The organism is Paenibacillus camelliae (assembly GCF_023715345.1).
In the GTDB taxonomy this organism is placed as follows: domain Bacteria; phylum Bacillota; class Bacilli; order Paenibacillales; family Paenibacillaceae; genus Pristimantibacillus; species Pristimantibacillus camelliae.
Genome location: NZ_JAMBNY010000003.1, coordinates 267983 through 283064 on the forward strand (window position 1 = coordinate 267983; position 15082 = coordinate 283064).

At 42.6% G+C, this 15082-nt stretch carries 18 protein-coding genes; 9 read left to right on the plus strand and 9 right to left on the minus strand.

The features are described 5' to 3' along the window. The first annotated feature begins 7 nt into the window (after positions 1–7). Genes M3180_RS09080 through rbsB form a run of 3 tightly spaced genes read left to right on the plus strand, consistent with a single transcriptional unit; the run spans position 8 to position 3409 of the window. On the plus strand, positions 8–1489 hold the full coding sequence (locus tag M3180_RS09080; RefSeq protein ID WP_251667068.1) for a sugar ABC transporter ATP-binding protein: 1482 nt from the start codon (positions 8–10) through the stop codon (positions 1487–1489). A 4-nt stretch (positions 1490–1493) separates the two neighbouring features. After that, a complete protein-coding gene (locus M3180_RS09085) occupies positions 1494–2456 on the plus strand; it encodes an ABC transporter permease subunit (RefSeq protein ID WP_251667069.1) in 963 nt (320 codons plus the stop codon). Positions 2457–2482: 26 nt separating this feature from the next. After that, positions 2483–3409 carry a ribose ABC transporter substrate-binding protein RbsB gene (gene rbsB / locus M3180_RS09090; RefSeq protein ID WP_251667070.1) on the plus strand — a complete coding sequence of 309 codons (927 nt, stop codon included), beginning with the start codon at positions 2483–2485 and terminating at the stop codon, positions 3407–3409. 144 nt (positions 3410–3553) lie between these two features. Here the strand turns inward: rbsB and M3180_RS09095 are convergent, their stop codons facing one another. The 3 genes from M3180_RS09095 to M3180_RS09105 all read right to left on the minus strand — a co-directional run bounded on the left by M3180_RS09095 (position 3554) and on the right by M3180_RS09105 (position 5239). Continuing rightward, a complete protein-coding gene (locus M3180_RS09095; protein ID WP_251667071.1) occupies positions 3554–3967 on the minus strand; it encodes a DUF5360 family protein in 414 nt (137 codons plus the stop codon). A gap of 35 nt (positions 3968–4002) precedes the next feature. Beyond that, complete coding sequence (locus M3180_RS09100; RefSeq protein WP_251667072.1) at positions 4003–4563, minus strand: TetR/AcrR family transcriptional regulator; 561 nt, start codon at positions 4561–4563, stop codon at positions 4003–4005. 310 nt (positions 4564–4873) lie between these two features. After that, positions 4874–5239, minus strand: a complete 366-nt coding sequence (locus M3180_RS09105; RefSeq protein WP_251667073.1) for a MerR family transcriptional regulator — start codon at positions 5237–5239, stop codon at positions 4874–4876. Positions 5240–5401: 162 nt separating this feature from the next. Between M3180_RS09105 and M3180_RS09110 the strand changes: the two genes are divergently transcribed. Then, on the plus strand, positions 5402–6004 hold the full coding sequence (locus tag M3180_RS09110; RefSeq protein WP_251667093.1) for a nitroreductase family protein: 603 nt from the start codon (positions 5402–5404) through the stop codon (positions 6002–6004). Positions 6005–6050: 46 nt separating this feature from the next. Here the strand turns inward: M3180_RS09110 and M3180_RS09115 are convergent, their stop codons facing one another. Next, positions 6051–6620 carry a YdeI/OmpD-associated family protein gene (locus M3180_RS09115; protein ID WP_251667074.1) on the minus strand — a complete coding sequence of 190 codons (570 nt, stop codon included), beginning with the start codon at positions 6618–6620 and terminating at the stop codon, positions 6051–6053. 72 nt (positions 6621–6692) lie between these two features. Next, positions 6693–7157 carry a VOC family protein gene (locus M3180_RS09120; RefSeq protein WP_251667075.1) on the minus strand — a complete coding sequence of 155 codons (465 nt, stop codon included), beginning with the start codon at positions 7155–7157 and terminating at the stop codon, positions 6693–6695. A gap of 102 nt (positions 7158–7259) precedes the next feature. Between M3180_RS09120 and M3180_RS09125 the strand changes: the two genes are divergently transcribed. Further along, complete coding sequence (locus M3180_RS09125; RefSeq protein ID WP_251667094.1) at positions 7260–8171, plus strand: helix-turn-helix transcriptional regulator; 912 nt, start codon at positions 7260–7262, stop codon at positions 8169–8171. 43 nt (positions 8172–8214) lie between these two features. Here M3180_RS09125 and M3180_RS09130 read toward each other — a convergent pair whose 3' ends face one another. Then, positions 8215–9144: an AraC family transcriptional regulator gene (locus tag M3180_RS09130; protein ID WP_251667076.1), complete on the minus strand. Its 930-nt coding sequence runs from the start codon at positions 9142–9144 to the stop codon at positions 8215–8217. 168 nt (positions 9145–9312) lie between these two features. Here M3180_RS09130 and M3180_RS09135 point away from each other — a divergent pair, with 168 nt between their 5' ends. Beyond that, positions 9313–9585, plus strand: a complete 273-nt coding sequence (locus tag M3180_RS09135; protein WP_251667077.1) for an Atu4866 domain-containing protein — start codon at positions 9313–9315, stop codon at positions 9583–9585. Next, a complete protein-coding gene (locus M3180_RS09140; RefSeq protein ID WP_251667078.1) occupies positions 9585–10322 on the plus strand; it encodes an SDR family oxidoreductase in 738 nt (245 codons plus the stop codon). The genes M3180_RS09135 and M3180_RS09140 overlap by 1 nt, the downstream gene beginning before the upstream one ends. Positions 10323–10488: 166 nt before the next feature. Here the strand turns inward: M3180_RS09140 and M3180_RS09145 are convergent, their stop codons facing one another. Then, complete coding sequence (locus M3180_RS09145) at positions 10489–10845, minus strand: DUF4260 domain-containing protein (RefSeq protein ID WP_432806918.1); 357 nt, start codon at positions 10843–10845, stop codon at positions 10489–10491. 160 nt (positions 10846–11005) lie between these two features. Next, positions 11006–11449: a MerR family transcriptional regulator gene (locus M3180_RS09150; RefSeq protein WP_251667079.1), complete on the minus strand. Its 444-nt coding sequence runs from the start codon at positions 11447–11449 to the stop codon at positions 11006–11008. Between the two features lie 170 nt (positions 11450–11619). Between M3180_RS09150 and M3180_RS09155 the strand changes: the two genes are divergently transcribed. Then, positions 11620–12471 (plus strand): aldo/keto reductase, encoded by an 852-nt coding sequence (locus M3180_RS09155; protein WP_251667080.1) that lies wholly within the window; start codon positions 11620–11622, stop codon positions 12469–12471. A gap of 137 nt (positions 12472–12608) precedes the next feature. On the opposite strand, the gene M3180_RS09160 is transcribed toward M3180_RS09155, so the two are convergent. Then, the gene (locus M3180_RS09160; RefSeq protein ID WP_251667081.1) at positions 12609–13001 is read right to left on the minus strand and encodes a RidA family protein; all 393 of its coding nucleotides are present in this window, start codon (positions 12999–13001) and stop codon (positions 12609–12611) included. A gap of 268 nt (positions 13002–13269) precedes the next feature. Here M3180_RS09160 and M3180_RS09165 point away from each other — a divergent pair. Beyond that, a partial coding sequence (locus M3180_RS09165) for a chitobiase/beta-hexosaminidase C-terminal domain-containing protein (RefSeq protein WP_251667082.1) occupies positions 13270–15082 on the plus strand: 1813 nt, incomplete at its 3' end.

Consider the following 15082-nt stretch of genomic DNA (forward strand, 5'->3'; position numbering starts at 1 on the left):
ACACACAATGTACATTAAAATGAATGATATTTATAAGTCATTCGGTGCGAATCGTGTTCTAACTGGCGTTGATTTTGAACTGAAAGATGGGGAAGTTCATGCGTTAATGGGGGAAAACGGAGCCGGCAAGTCTACCTTGATGAATATTTTGATTGGGTTACATAAGCGCGATCAAGGAACCATCATCATCGATGGAAAAGAAACGTACTTTGACAATCCACGAGAAGCGGAAAAGTTTGGCATCGCCTTTATTCATCAGGAATTAAATATATGGCGTGATATGTCTGTACTAGATAACCTGTTTATTGGTAAAGAGCTATCTACGGGAATAGGCTTACTTGATATGAAGGAAATGAGCAAAAAAGCATCCGAGCAGTTTAAGAAGCTTTCAGTCACGATTCCGTTACACCAAGAAGCTGGCTTACGCTCTGTAGGCGAAAAGCAAATGATTGAGATTGCTAAAGCACTTATGACCAATGCCAAAGTGATCGTCATGGACGAGCCTACAGCCGCATTAACAGAACGTGAAATTCAAAAGCTCTTCGAGGTGATCGCATCCCTTAAAAAGGATGGGGTATCTATCGTTTATATTTCACATCGCATGGAGGAAATTTTTACGATTTGTGATCGGATCACCGTTATGCGAGATGGAAAAACCGTAGATACGAAGCCGATTTCCGAAACAAACTTTGATGATGTCGTCCGAAAAATGGTCGGGCGTGAATTAACAGATCGATTCCCTTCTCATGAAGCAAAACCAGGCGACATCGTGCTAGAGGTAAAGCAGGCTTCAAAAAAAGGGCAGTTTACTGATGTTAATTTCAAGGTGCGTGCCGGTGAGATTGTTGGCTTTTCTGGCTTAATGGGCTCCGGACGAACGGAAATCATGAGAACCTTGTTTGGGCTAGATTCCTTAGATCAGGGCGAGATTTTGGTTAAGGGAAAGAAAACCGTTATTCATAACCCCAATGATGCGATGAAGGCTGGGATTGGCTTCGTTACGGAAGATCGTAAGGATGAAGGCTTAGTGCTGGATTTCTCCGTGAAGGACAATATGGTCTTAACCAACCTCTATAGCTTTGCTCCGAAAGGGCTCATTAATAATAAGAAGGAGCAAGAATTTGTTGAGCTGCTTATTAAACGTCTGCATATAAAAACCCAATCCTCATCCACGATTGTGCGAAATTTATCAGGAGGAAATCAGCAAAAGGTCGTTATAGCCAAATGGATCGGTATCGGACTTAGCGTGCTCATCTTAGATGAACCAACGCGTGGTGTTGACGTTGGTGCAAAGAGAGAGATTTACCAGCTAATGAATGAATTAGCTGAACGAGGAGTCGCGATTATTATGGTTTCCTCTGAATTACCTGAGGTGCTTGGGATGAGTGACCGAATCTATGTTGTTCATGAGGGCAAAATTAGTGGCGAACTTTCGAAAGAAGAGGCAACACAGGAACAGATTATGACGCTAGCTACAGGAGGACAGTAATGAGATGACAACAAAGGATGAAGGTTTACGTAAAGGGTTTGGAATCGGTAACATCACGCAAAAGCTTGGTCCGCTACTGGGGTTAATTATATTAATCGTTATCGTAACCATCTTAAATCCGAGCTTTATTGAGCCCCTCAATATCCTAAACCTACTTAGACAAGTATCGATAAACGCATTAATTGCATTTGGGATGACCTTCGTCATATTAACAGGTGGGATTGATCTATCTGTCGGCTCTATTCTTGCCCTATCTAGTGCTGTGATGGCTAATTTTATGGTCTCAGGTTGGGATCCGATTATCGCCATCATATTGGGTTGCTTATTAGGCGGGATTCTAGGTGGAATTAACGGATTATTAATTACGAAAGGACGAATGGCTCCCTTTATCGCAACGTTAGCGACAATGACCATCTTTAGAGGATTAACACTCGTATACACCAACGGTAATCCTATAACAGGCCTCGGAAATCAAGCAGCATTTCAATTTCTAGGACGTGGTTATCTCTTTGGCATTCCGGTACCTGCTATTACGATGCTCATCGTGTTTGCTATATTGTGGATCATTCTTCATAAGACACCATTTGGCCGTAAAACGTACGCTATTGGTGGAAATGAAAAAGCGTCCATTATTTCTGGTATTAAAGTAGACCGAATTAAGATCATGATCTATGCATTAATCGGATTACTGTCAGCTCTGGCCGGTGCAATCTTAACATCAAGGCTTAACTCCGCACAGCCGACAGCTGGTACCTCATATGAGCTAGATGCGATTGCAGCAGTCGTATTAGGGGGGACAAGCCTAACGGGAGGACGTGGTCGAATTGTTGGTACACTCATTGGTGCTTTAATTATAGCCATATTAAATAACGGTCTAAATTTACTTGGCGTATCATCTTTTTATCAGATGGTCGTTAAGGGGATTGTTATTGCCATTGCCGTTTTACTAGATCGTAAAAAAGCCTAGACCAATACAAAAAGGAGTAACTTATCATGAGAAAAATAACAACGATTGTATTACTAGTAACATTAATGCTGCTATCAGCTTGTACAACGGATGCACCAGAGTGGTCCAAGTCAGATGGCGGAGGGAACGCAACGGGGGAGCAAAACATTAAGCTGGGATTATCAATTTCTACGCTTAATAATCCATTCTTTGTTGCTGTTAAGGATGGGGTTATGGCTGAAGCTAAAAATCAAGGGGTTGAAGTCATCGTCATCGACGCTCAAAACGACTCTGCTAAGCAAAGCAATGATGTTGAGGATTTAATGCAGCAAGGCGTAACAGCTTTACTTATTAATCCCGTTGATTCCGCTGCTATATCCACTGCGGTCCAATCAGCAAATGGGTTAAACATACCTGTCGTTACACTCGATCGCTCTGCAGACAACGGTGAAGTCGCTACGCTTGTCGCTTCAGATAATGTTGCCGGTGGCTCAATGGCAGCTGAATATATTGTAGAAAAAGTCGGAGAAGGTGCGAAGGTAATTGAGCTGGAAGGCTCACCTGGTGCTTCAGCAACTCGGGAACGAGGAAAAGGGTTCCACGAAATTGCAGACACTCAGCTAGATGTTATTGCTAAACAAACCGCAAACTTCGATCGATCCAACGGATTGACGGTAATGGAAAACTTATTGCAGGGTAATCCTGGTGTTCAAGCCGTTTTTGCACATAACGATGAGATGGCACTCGGCGCTATTGAAGCGATTCAAAGCTCTGGAAAGAACATTCCCATTATAGGCTTTGACGGAAACGATGACGCATTGAAGTCAATCGAAGAGGGTAAGCTAACAGGAACGATTGCTCAGCAGCCAGCTTTAATTGGCCAGTTAGCTGTGCAAGCAGCAAAGGATGTTATCGATGGTAAAGAGGTAGAAAAGCTTATTGCTGCGCCTCTTAAATTAGTAACAAAAGAATAAGACTGGGCCAGACTTAAGCCGTTGAGATTTTACACGCGTAAAATTTCAACGGCTTTCCTACATAAGGAGGTTTGACCATCATGCATCCTTCATCTTGCATCTTTCATCTTTCTTCTTTCATCTTCAAAAGTAACAGCAATCAATTTATGTATGTGATGTGCCCTGCAGCTCTCTCAACAGTCGAGGGATAAAACATAACGGATAAATCAAAAGAAATAAGTTCGGAGTCCACCACATAGGATCGAAATCCAAGCGGATGGACCAGAAGGAAATAGCCATCAAGCCTGAACTGAATGTTAAAACCAGTGAAATAATAGACCACACAATCCAAGAGGTTTGCCCCTTTTTTAACAAGTAAAAGCTATAAAACCCTGTCATTGATATGAAGATATCTATTGCAAAAAAAGACCAGTTCCAGGAAACCAGCAAGGGGTTCGAATAGTCCTGATATAAATATTCAGGTGGAATTAATTTCAATGCGGTTATGCCCCAATACAGTATGAACCCAACATCGGTAATTAAGAACAATGCCATTAATGCTTTTTTCCACGTATCCATCATAAGCCTCCAATTTTCACTTTCCTCAATGGGGGTCACTCAGACTCTGCACTCAGACCTTTCAAAAACACTTCGCCCATTGCCCGTACACCTTCAACGAGCGAGTTGTCTGTATGTGTCAAAAAGTCTGGGTCAAACAAAGCAAACGATGCACCTTTCATCATTTGAACAACTGTAGCAATATGTACGTTGCGAAATTCGCCAGTATCGATGCCTGCGGCTATAATTGCTGCAATTGCCCCCCACTCCTCATGTAGTAATTGCTCGATCTTTTTCCATTCATCGGGGAAAAACCGTTTCAGGTCTGCCATTAGACGGCGGTCATTGAAATGTATCCCCTTCGGAAGGAGGGTCAATGCTAGTTCAAGCTTTTGTGCATTAGTTAAGCTTTTATTGTGATAGATCGCTTGTTGTGACTCCTTGATTTCAGCGACAACCTCATCAACCATTACACTAATCAGCTGCTCCTTCGATTCAAAATATTCATAGAATGTCCGTTTACTCGTTCCAAGCTCTGCAGCTAAAACAGCCATTGTGAATTTAAGTCCTTGTCGGTTGATTAACTCTTGAGCAGTTCGCAATATGCGCTCACGCATAACTTCACCTCATTTCTTCTCAATAAAATTATACTAGTGGTACCATTATGGTTTTTCTGGTACCAACGGCGAGTGACCAAGACCCCATGTATACCCATTGATATGAGTTAACAAAGGTTACTGGAGTTTCTCCTGTATGAATTTACATTTTTACCCTCCTATCGTGTAGTATATCACTCGCTATAGCTATTTTACAATCAACCTTATGATTGCAAATGTTGTAATTTCAAAAAAACATTTTGACTTTGATAGCAGTACAGGAGATAGAGAATATCTTCATCACATCCTCAATCTCCTGTACATAATACGATTAACATTTCCCAAATCCCTCTTCACAAGTAATATCCAACCGGAGAAGGTTATACAGGTTTTGTTTGGATTCATCTAACTTTTTTTGAGCGGCTTCAATTTCCGCGATTTTTGCTTGGATCAGGCTCACATGTTCATTCTTCGTCATTCCGTTTTGAGCAATCATGGATCGGATATCCTGTATCGAGAAACCAACTGCTAAACAATGTTTTACAACACTTAGATGATGAATGATGTCTGACGCATACACCCGATAATTATTTTGATCCCTCAATACATATTCATCGGTAATAATGCCTATTTGCTCATAATACCGGATCGTTGAAATCGGAAGATCAGTACTTTTTGCTACTTCACTTATCCTCACCTCATGCCCCCCTTTTTAGTGCTTGCTATAAAGTACACTTTATAGTTTACCATCTTTAACGTAATGGTGAGCAACATCATTTCCGAATTTAACCGTAAAAGGAGAGAAATAGGCATGAGCAATCTTACAAGCAATTAACAGAAAACAAACGACTTTAACAACATTGTACTGGAACGTCGTTCCGTTAAGGTTTACGACCCCGAAGTTAAGATCAGTCGAGAGGAAATGACAGAAATTTTAGCTAAAGCTACCCGCGCACCTTCTGCCATTAACATGCAGCCTTGGCGTTTCCTTGTGATTGACAGTCCCGAAGGCAAAGAAAAGCTTGCACAACTGGCATCCTTCAATCAGACACAAGTCCTGACTTCTTCTGCTGTTATTGCAGTTTTTTACGACGCCAACAACATTGAATATATGGACGAAATTTTTAGTAAGGCAGTAGAACTCGGCTACATGCCTCAGGAAGTTAAGGAACTTCAGCTGCAGCAAGCAAGACCTTATTATGCAAGCCTGACTCCAGCCGCCTTGCGCGATATAAACATGCTGGATTCCGGTCTTGTGTCTATGCAACTGATGCTTGTAGCTCGTGCCCATGGCTATGACACGAATCCAATGGCGGGCTATGACAAGGATCGAATTGCAGAGGTCTTTCAACTGGACAAGGAAAGATTCCAGCCGGTCATGCTGCTTTCGATTGGTAAAGCAAGCAAACAAGGTTATCCCTCCTACCGATTACCAGTAGATACGATTACTACTTGGGCATGATCAACTCATTAGCAACGCGAAGCCCTAATGGCTTCGCAGCTTTTGCTTAATCGTTCAGTAGACGTCCATGATCATTCCATTGACCATACATTTTGTTTTCTCGCGTATATGTTAGGAACTTATTTAGTCTGCTTTCGAACAACTCTGGTTGATTCTTTACGCTTTGTATGTTGTCGATCCTAACTCTCTTATAGAGATCTGGCAATGCGATGAAATGATCATATAATTGCTTTTCCTCCATGATCCGTTGCTCTATAGCTTTATCTATTTTGAAGGAACTAGGGTCCATATCTGGGAGAACCATTCTCCCTTCGCTTCTCATAAGCCCCAACTTTTCTAGACGACGGACACGCTCTTTATTTAATTCAGTCCATGAGCTTTTCTTACTTCTTGGAGATAGTCTTTGAGCCAGCTCTGTATTAGTAATTTTCTTTTTGATGCCATCAATCCATCCAAAGCACAGAGCTTCTTCGACTGCGTCCAAATATAACACCCTATCAGGGCTAGGCGCCATACTAACCAAAACCCAGCAAGATCTTTCAGTGTGACAATTGTTCTGTAGCCAAGTCCTTAGCTCGTCTCTCGTTTTTACTGGAATGACCTTCACATCTTCCATAAATGAAATAGCTCATCCTTTCTAGAAAAAATGGAAAAAGGGCCTTAATTCAAGGCCACTTTTTCTAATGTATTATGATTTGCTCGAAATGACGCTATCAAGAAACTGATCTGCATCACTGTTAAACTTCCAGGAAACCCCGAACTTATCAACCAGCATCCCAAAGCACGAAGACCAAGGGACATTCGATAACGGCATGATCACATGGCCACCTACAGACAAGCGATTAAAGTACATCTCCAGTTTCTGTTTATCCTCATTCATTACACTAATCCATACGTTGTTTCCTTTCATCAACTCGCCAGTTACACTCTTCATAGAAGGAAGCACATCCGACATCATGATTTTCCCGCCATCGAACTCGATTGACGACTCCATGATCATAGCTAGCTCATTTTCTGGCAGAGGATAATTGGGATCCTGTGGGATATCTCCAAATTTCACTTTTTTAATTGCATTTGCTTGCAAAGCCTCTCCGTAAAATTCAATCGCATGTTCTGCGACACCATCAAAATTTAAATAGATTATAGCGGACATGATTAAAACCTCCTTCTTGTTATACATGTAGTATAATTTAGAAAAGGTGACACCTATATGGCACCATTTATTATACTCATAAAAAAAGAGGTAGAAATTGATATGAACAAGGTCGAGAGACTCATTGCAATTATTATGATATTGCTAAAAAAAGAGCTTGTTTCTACTAGCGAATTCACACAACTATTCAATGTGTCTAAAAGAACGATCCTTCGCGATATGGAAACGTTGAGTTTATCCAACATTCCCATTTACTCTGTTAACGGGGTAAATGGCGGTTACGGCATAATGAAGGAATATAAGGTTGATAAGCGTCTATTAAGCAACTCCGATTTAGAGAATATATTAACGGCGCTTGGCGGATTGGAACAAATTCTCCTTACCGAGGAGGTCGAGCAAACGATAAAAAAAATAGAGGCCATGGTCAGCCCATTGTCTCTACAACGTTCCATACAACTGTCATTTTATGATTGGCAGGGTCGATCCGAGATACTTGAAACCTTAAAAACATGTCAAGAATCGATAGTTATGAAAAGAATCGTTTCGTTCAATTATACCGATAAAAACGGGGCTCCAACGAATAGAATGGTCGAGCCGTATGAGCTTCATTTTAGCGAATCAAGCTGGTACTTAAAAGGCTTCTGTTTACATCGACAGGGATATCGAACCTTCAAATTATCTCGAATTGAACAGATCGCCATGGGTGAAAGAACGTTTCAGCCTAGAGACGATTGGTCAGAACAAGGACATGAAGCAAGTTATCTCCCGCAGCTCGTCGCGGTTACTGCATGGATATCGCCTAGCATCAAGGATCAAGTGATCGAAAGATATGGTCGAAAGAGCATTGAGGAGCATAGCTCTGGATTATTAAAAGCGACCATAGATGTCCCTCAAAATGATACGGGATTTCAATTTTTAGCAGGCTTCGGCACTCAGCTAAAAATTGTAGCGCCTAAAGCCTATGTTGAGGATTTTCGGCGCTATTTGGTGCAAATGATGGAGAACTATTCTTGATAAAGGTATTGCTACGCTAATCGATAATCCGGCTGCTCTTGATCTAAGAGGATATCTTTCCAGTTTGCAGCGCGTCATGCAAACGTCTAATATCCTTGACTGGCGGATGGCCAAACATCCGCGAATATTCGCGACTAAAATGTGACGGACTTTCATAACCGACCTGAAACGCAGCGTCAGCTACCTCCATTGCTGTCGAATAGAGCATACGTCGTGCTTCCTGCAGCCTAAGCTGCTTCTGATACTGAATCGGGCTCATTGCGGTTACTTCCTTGAAGTAAGAGTACAAGGACGAGGCGCTCATGCTGGCCTCCTTAGCTAGTTCATGAATACGCAAGGGCATCGCAAAATCACGGTTGATCCGCTGAATCACCTTTGCAATTCGTTGGGCATGGCTGCCTATCAAAGCAAATTGTCTGAGCGCAGCCCCCTGCTCGTTTTGCAGAACCCGATAAACAATCTCCCGAATTAAGTATGGGGCTAGCACAGGAATATCTTCTGGAGTATCGAGCAATCGAACAAGCCGTAGTATGGCATCTTGAAGCGTATCGTTCAATCGATCAATATACAATCCACGCCCAAATTCACCCTTAGTCCTCTCGACTGTATTAGTGGCATAGATCAACTCATTCATCTCAACTATTTGATTCATATCGAGCTGCAATTGAAGACTTAAGTACGGCATTTCCGGCGTAGCCTCTACAATCTGTCCCGTAATAGGCAAATGTACGGAGGCGGTCAAATAGCAGCTTGGGTCATACCGATAGCTCTCTTTCCCTAGCATGACAACCTTGGCGCCTTGGGCTATAACGCACAATGAGGGTTCATATACCGAATAGACCGGCTCCGATGCCTCAGAAGAACGAATGAAACGCAAGCCGGGAATTAACGTCTCATGTGTGCCGTCTTGTTTTGTGAACCGCTCAATCACTTCTGCCAGCTCTCTCTCTCGTTTCACAGACCTTTCATACATTCCGTGCGCCTCCCTAATCTTTGAATGAATAAGTAAATTTTATTGCCTTTTGGAGGATTAGGCAAGTATTGTGTGCTTTCCGGCTACCTCCCTGCCTTCGAACCAGTTCATAATGGAGTTGCAGTTATAAGAGCCATACACCATACGAACATTGAAGGAGAGAATAACATGAACACTGAATATGCAAATTCACATCCTTATGTCGGCATGTGGGTTACCGCGGACGGTTATATCCGGCATGAGCTGCTGCCGAACGGGCGGTACGACGAAGCTAGGGGCAACCGCAAGAGTGCTTACCAAGGCAAATATACTATTGAAGGCAATCATATCGAATATGTGGATGATACAGGCTTTACGGCTGACGGGGATTTTATTGATGGAGTGCTGTACCATGCAGGTATGGTGCTTTACTTAGAAAGTAAAGAAGGGGGCGAGCAATAATGTCTACACTTAAAGGTAAAGTTGTTGTCATTACAGGAGCAAGCAGTGGGATCGGAGAAGCGACAGCAAGGCTGCTCGCAGAAAAGGGGGCTCTTGTCGTCATCGGTGCTAGACGCTTAGATCGACTAGAGAAACTGGCATCCGCTATACAAGCAACGGGAGGCTCCATTGTTTATCAACAGCTCGACGTGACGGAGCTTGAGCAAATGAAGGCGATTGTCCGTTTGGCACAGAGTCATTTTGGCCGAGTCGATGTCATCGTAAATAATGCTGGTGTCATGCCACTCTCGCCGCTAGAAGCATTAAAAATTGATGAATGGAATCGCATGATTGATGTAAATATCCGTGGCGTTCTCCATGGTATTGCTGCTGGTCTGCCGATTATGAAGGAACAAGGATTCGGTCAATTTGTCAATGTCGCATCAATCGGTGCCTATGAGGTGTCACCGACCGCATCGATTTACTGTGCTACCAAATTCGCCGTTCGGGCGATTACCGAAGGATTACGGCAAGAGGTCGGAAGCCACATTCGTGCAACTCTTGTGTCGCCGGGCGTTACGGAGTCCGAGCTTGCCGATAGTATCACAGATGATGGAGCAAGGCAACTCATGAAGGAATATCGCCGCGTTGCGCTTCCAGCCTCCGCCATCGCTCGTTCTATAGCATATGCCATCGAGCAACCTGATGGAGTTGATGTGAACGAGCTCGTTATTAGACCATCCTCGCAGCTTGCTTAAACCGACAGCACAATCAGCTCAATCATAAGATAAGGTAAAAGGCTTAAGCATTTATACTTTTATCGTCATTCGATCATGCTTCTCCAGTCATGGTGCAGATTCTGGTAGAAATTTGATAGCGTTATTTGAAGAGTCTTGTCTGATGTGCCTTGAAACTTTGTATTCTTTAAAGCCTCTGTATATGCGTATTGGTAAATGAAGAATCTTGATATTTCAAACCAGCACCTATCGCTCTATCCATACAAATATGAGCTATCCAGATGATCGACACTAAAAGTAGATACTCGTTTTTGAAATATAAGTGCCCTAATGCTAAAAGCAGAGGAAAAATAAACGTGTGTCCAAGATTATAAACAATCGCGCCTACTTTTTTATTCATCGCATAACCGAGCATGGTGAGATCAGGAACGAACAAAAGAACAAAAAATAACCAAATCGGAAAGTCGAAACTCATATAAATAAAAATTAAAAATGCAAAGGCAATGGCATATTCAACATGAACAATTTTTTTATTCGTCATCATGATTCTCTCCTTATATGAAAAACCTTAATTTTTATATACTCCTCCTCCTTTTCAGTGAAATTATATCATTGGAGTAAAGTCCAGGGTCAATCGCTTTATTTTAATGTTTTTTAGCACAAAAAAGAGAGAATTATAACGATTCTCTCTTCACCATTTCATGCTATGTTTGCGAAGCCTTATAAAACACGTCACCATGCATATGCTGAATTCTATCCCAATTGGCGGGATTAGTTGTGTCTGGAGAGCGGTGCTCCAGAATGGCTTGGTATAGAGCTGTCTTCTCTTCCAAATGTTCAACGTGCCGTTTGGCTTCTTCGAGCTTAGCGAGCGCAGCTTCCTTATGCTCCATCATAAGTGTGTAGCGTTGCGGAATGGTAGAATCCCCCTTGAGACATAAATCGTTGTACATTTTAATGACATCAATCGGCATCCCAGATTGCTTGAGACATTTAATACCATGCAACCAGTTGATCGATTCTTGGTCGAACAATCGAATATTATGCTCATTGCGCTTTACGCTGGGCACCAGGCCTTTATCCGTATAAAACCGCACGGCGTGCTCAGTGAGTCCCGTGATCTGAGCGGCTTCTTTGACCGTATGCATGTGGCATCCTCCTCAGAGAAAAAAGTATAATAGCCTCTTGCCTTCGTGTAACACGAAGGTACTAAGCTTATTGTAATGCAACTAAGCCGTAATCGGAAATCCCTCTTTAGTTCCCAATTTCCGAGATAGCATGGTTGCAACTATCCATATGATCAATAGGAGGAATTTCAATGCAAACTGTAACATTGAACAACGGCGTGAAGATGCCAATACTAGGCCTCGGTGTCTACCAAATTCCCGATGCAAAAGAGTGCGAGAACGCGGTATATGAAGCACTGTCGGTCGGTTACCGACTTATCGATACCGCTGCTGGTTATCTGAACGAAGAAGCGGTCGGACGTGCAATCAAGCGTAGCGGTATACCCCGTGAAGAGCTGTTTATTACGACCAAGATTTGGGTTCAGGATGCTGGCTACGAGAGTACCAAGCTTGCCTTTGCAAAGTCCCTGAAGAAGCTGCAGCTCGACTATCTCGACCTCTACCTGATCCACCAGCCATTCGGCGATTACTACGGCACCTGGCGCGCGATGGAAGAGCTGTACCGTGAAGGCAAAATCAAGGCCATCGGAGTCAGCAATTTTTTGCCAGATCGTCTAATGGACCTCATCATGCATAATGAAATCGCACCCGCCGTTAACCAAATTGAAACGCACCCGTTCTACCAGCAGACAGAGAGCACTGCTTTTTTGAAAGAGCAAGGCGTGCAACACCAATCGTGGGCGCCGTTCGCTGAAGGACAAGGCAATATGTTTAGCAACGAATTGTTGACCACCATAGCAGAAAAACACAATAAATCTGTCGCTCAAATCGTGCTGCGCTGGCTTGTTCAGCGAGAAATTGTTGTCATTCCAAAATCGGTACGCAAAGAGCGAATCATCGAGAATTTCGATATTTTTGACTTTCACCTAAGTGTGGACGATATGAAGAAGATTTCCAATCTCGATACGGGAGAGAGTCTATTCTTATCGTACCGAGATCCGGAAGTTGCCAAGATGATGAGCAACTGGAGAGTCGAACTATAAACGTATCCCAAGAGAATAACGTGGTCATGCATCGACCGCTTCCCTATACAGAACAGGGATGCGGTCGACGAGTTTTACCATTAACTCCATACCCTGAGTGGCCACTCATCCTAGGAGCTGCTGCATGGATGCATTCATTAAGCTTTATGAGCGACAGCGCTTATTTCGACTAATTGCTCAGGAAACGCTAGCTCTGACACACCAATGAGACTGCCTGCTGGCCGGTGCTGACCCATATATTCTCTAAATAATGCGATGCAAGGCTCGAAATGCTCCTTCACGTCCGTCAGGTAAATCTCTACATAAGCGAGGTTTGACTTCGTTACCCCGAATCCAGCAAGTACACGATCTAGATTTTCAAGTGTCTGTTTGGTCTGCGCCTCGATATCCCCCGCACCGACAAAATTACTCTGCATATCGTGGGAAAATTGACCCGAAACATAAATCGTGCCGTTAATCGAATACCCTTGGGATATGCCGCTCCCTTCCTCCCATGCAACACCGTGATCATACGTTTTAGCTATGTTCATATTATGTTCTCCTTTCGTTTAACGTATGGTTAGTATAAATGGGCGGCAAATAAAAAAGTAGTACGCACTTTAATGATAGGTACTACCATAAAGGATAGTGATGATTAAGTATTAGAAAAGAATATTACAGTGAGTTAAGAACTGAAGCCTAATATTAATAAATTTATTAGTTAGTACTTCTGTAGTTAAAGATTTCTTTAAACAACATATTCTATTTATTTGTTATACTATTTTCTGGAATTTACTATTTATTTAAGGGGGAAGCATCATGCGTCGTAAATTTATCAGTATATTTTTAATAATGTTATTATGCATTAATAGCACCGTCTTCTTTACAGATAGCAAAACCGCATCTGCAAAGACCTCAGCTGACTTTGAAGACTTAAAAGATCTAGATGCAGCGACGAAAGCTAAGTTTGACGAGCTAATAGAAGCTGGTGTATTTAATGGTCTTAGTGAAGGGGTCTTTGGTCCTAATGACAAAATGAACCGGGCTCAATTCGCTAAGGTTGCAGCAGTGATTTTCGGTTTGGATATGGACACATCTCCTGATACATCCAGTTTTGACGATGTACCAGAAAATTACTGGGCTGCTCCTTACATCCATGCATTGAAATCAGCGGGAATTACAGATGGTGTTGGAGACGGGAGATACAATCCCACGGGTGAAGTGACAAAGCAAGAACTCGCAACCTTTTTAGTTCGTGGTTTGGGGTGGGAAAAGGACGCTCAAGCCACACCTGGCATGAATGACCCATCTGTTGATGATTGGGCTAAAGGCTATGTAGCCTTAGCCGTGGAAAAGAAGATACTAACGAGTGGCGAAAACGGTGAATTTGGCGGCACATCAAACGCAACAAGATCTGAGCTCGTTTTAGCTACATATGAAGCGGACAAGCAATATAAATTATCAGTTTTAATATCTATTAGTTCATTCCAAGCCATTGATCCAAAAACATTGGTAGTGAAACTAAATAATAGCGTTGATACAAGCAAGGCTATTTTATCACTTACAGTACCCAAAGAATCATCAACTAACTGGTCTCTTGTCTGGAATGATGATAAGCAGGCTACGTTTACCTTTAATGAAAGCATGGCAGAAGGAGATTACATTGTTCAGTTATCTGGCCTTGAGAATAGTCAAGAAGGTGAGAAAACTGCTAAAGTAACGGTAACTCCTGAGAAAGTGGTAAAAATTGAATTTGACTATAATTCAGACAGAATTCCTCATTCAAGATCAATCAAGCTCCCATTTAAATTATTTAATCAATACGGTCAGGTTGTAACAAGTAAAATCCTATCTTCATTACAAATAGGTGTCAACGCTTCAGTTCCCGCTTATATCGACACGAATAGCATGGCTGTCATAGCCGATACCTCATCAATAAAAAACAATCAACTTATTTACATTGTAGTGTCCGAGCATAATAGCGGAATTTCTGCTCGAAAAGATCTTATGGTCGAGGTTCCTGAGGAAGAAGAGCCTCAGATTGTACCACCAGTAGTAAGTACGCCGAGCGCAGCGATTCCTGCTGCTGATATTGTAAGTGGTGCGGTTGATGCTGGTACGCTTGTATCACTTAGCGCGGCAGCTGGCACAAGTATCTACTATACGACTGACGGTAGTACGCCTAGTGCAAGCAGCACGCTTTATACTGCTCCGATCTCCATTACAGAAGCAGTAACGATCAAAGCTATCGCTGTAAGGCCCGGCTGGATTAACAGTAGCGTACTTACCCTAAGCTATACCATTAAACCACAAGCGGAAATTCCTACTGCGAGTGTAGCAAGTGGTGCGGTTGATCCTGGCACGCTAGTATCACTTAGCGCAGCAGATGGCGCAAGTATCTACTATACAATTGACGGTAGTACGCCAAGTGCAAGCAGCACGCTTTATACTGCTCCGATCTCTATTACAGAAGCAGTAACGATCAAAGCAATTGCAGTAAGACCGGGCTGGATTAACAGTAGCGTACTTACCCTAAGCTATACCATTAAACCACAAGCGGAAATTCCTACTGCGAGTGTAGCAAGTGGTGCGGTTGATCCTGGCACGCTAGTATCACTTAGCGCAGCAGATG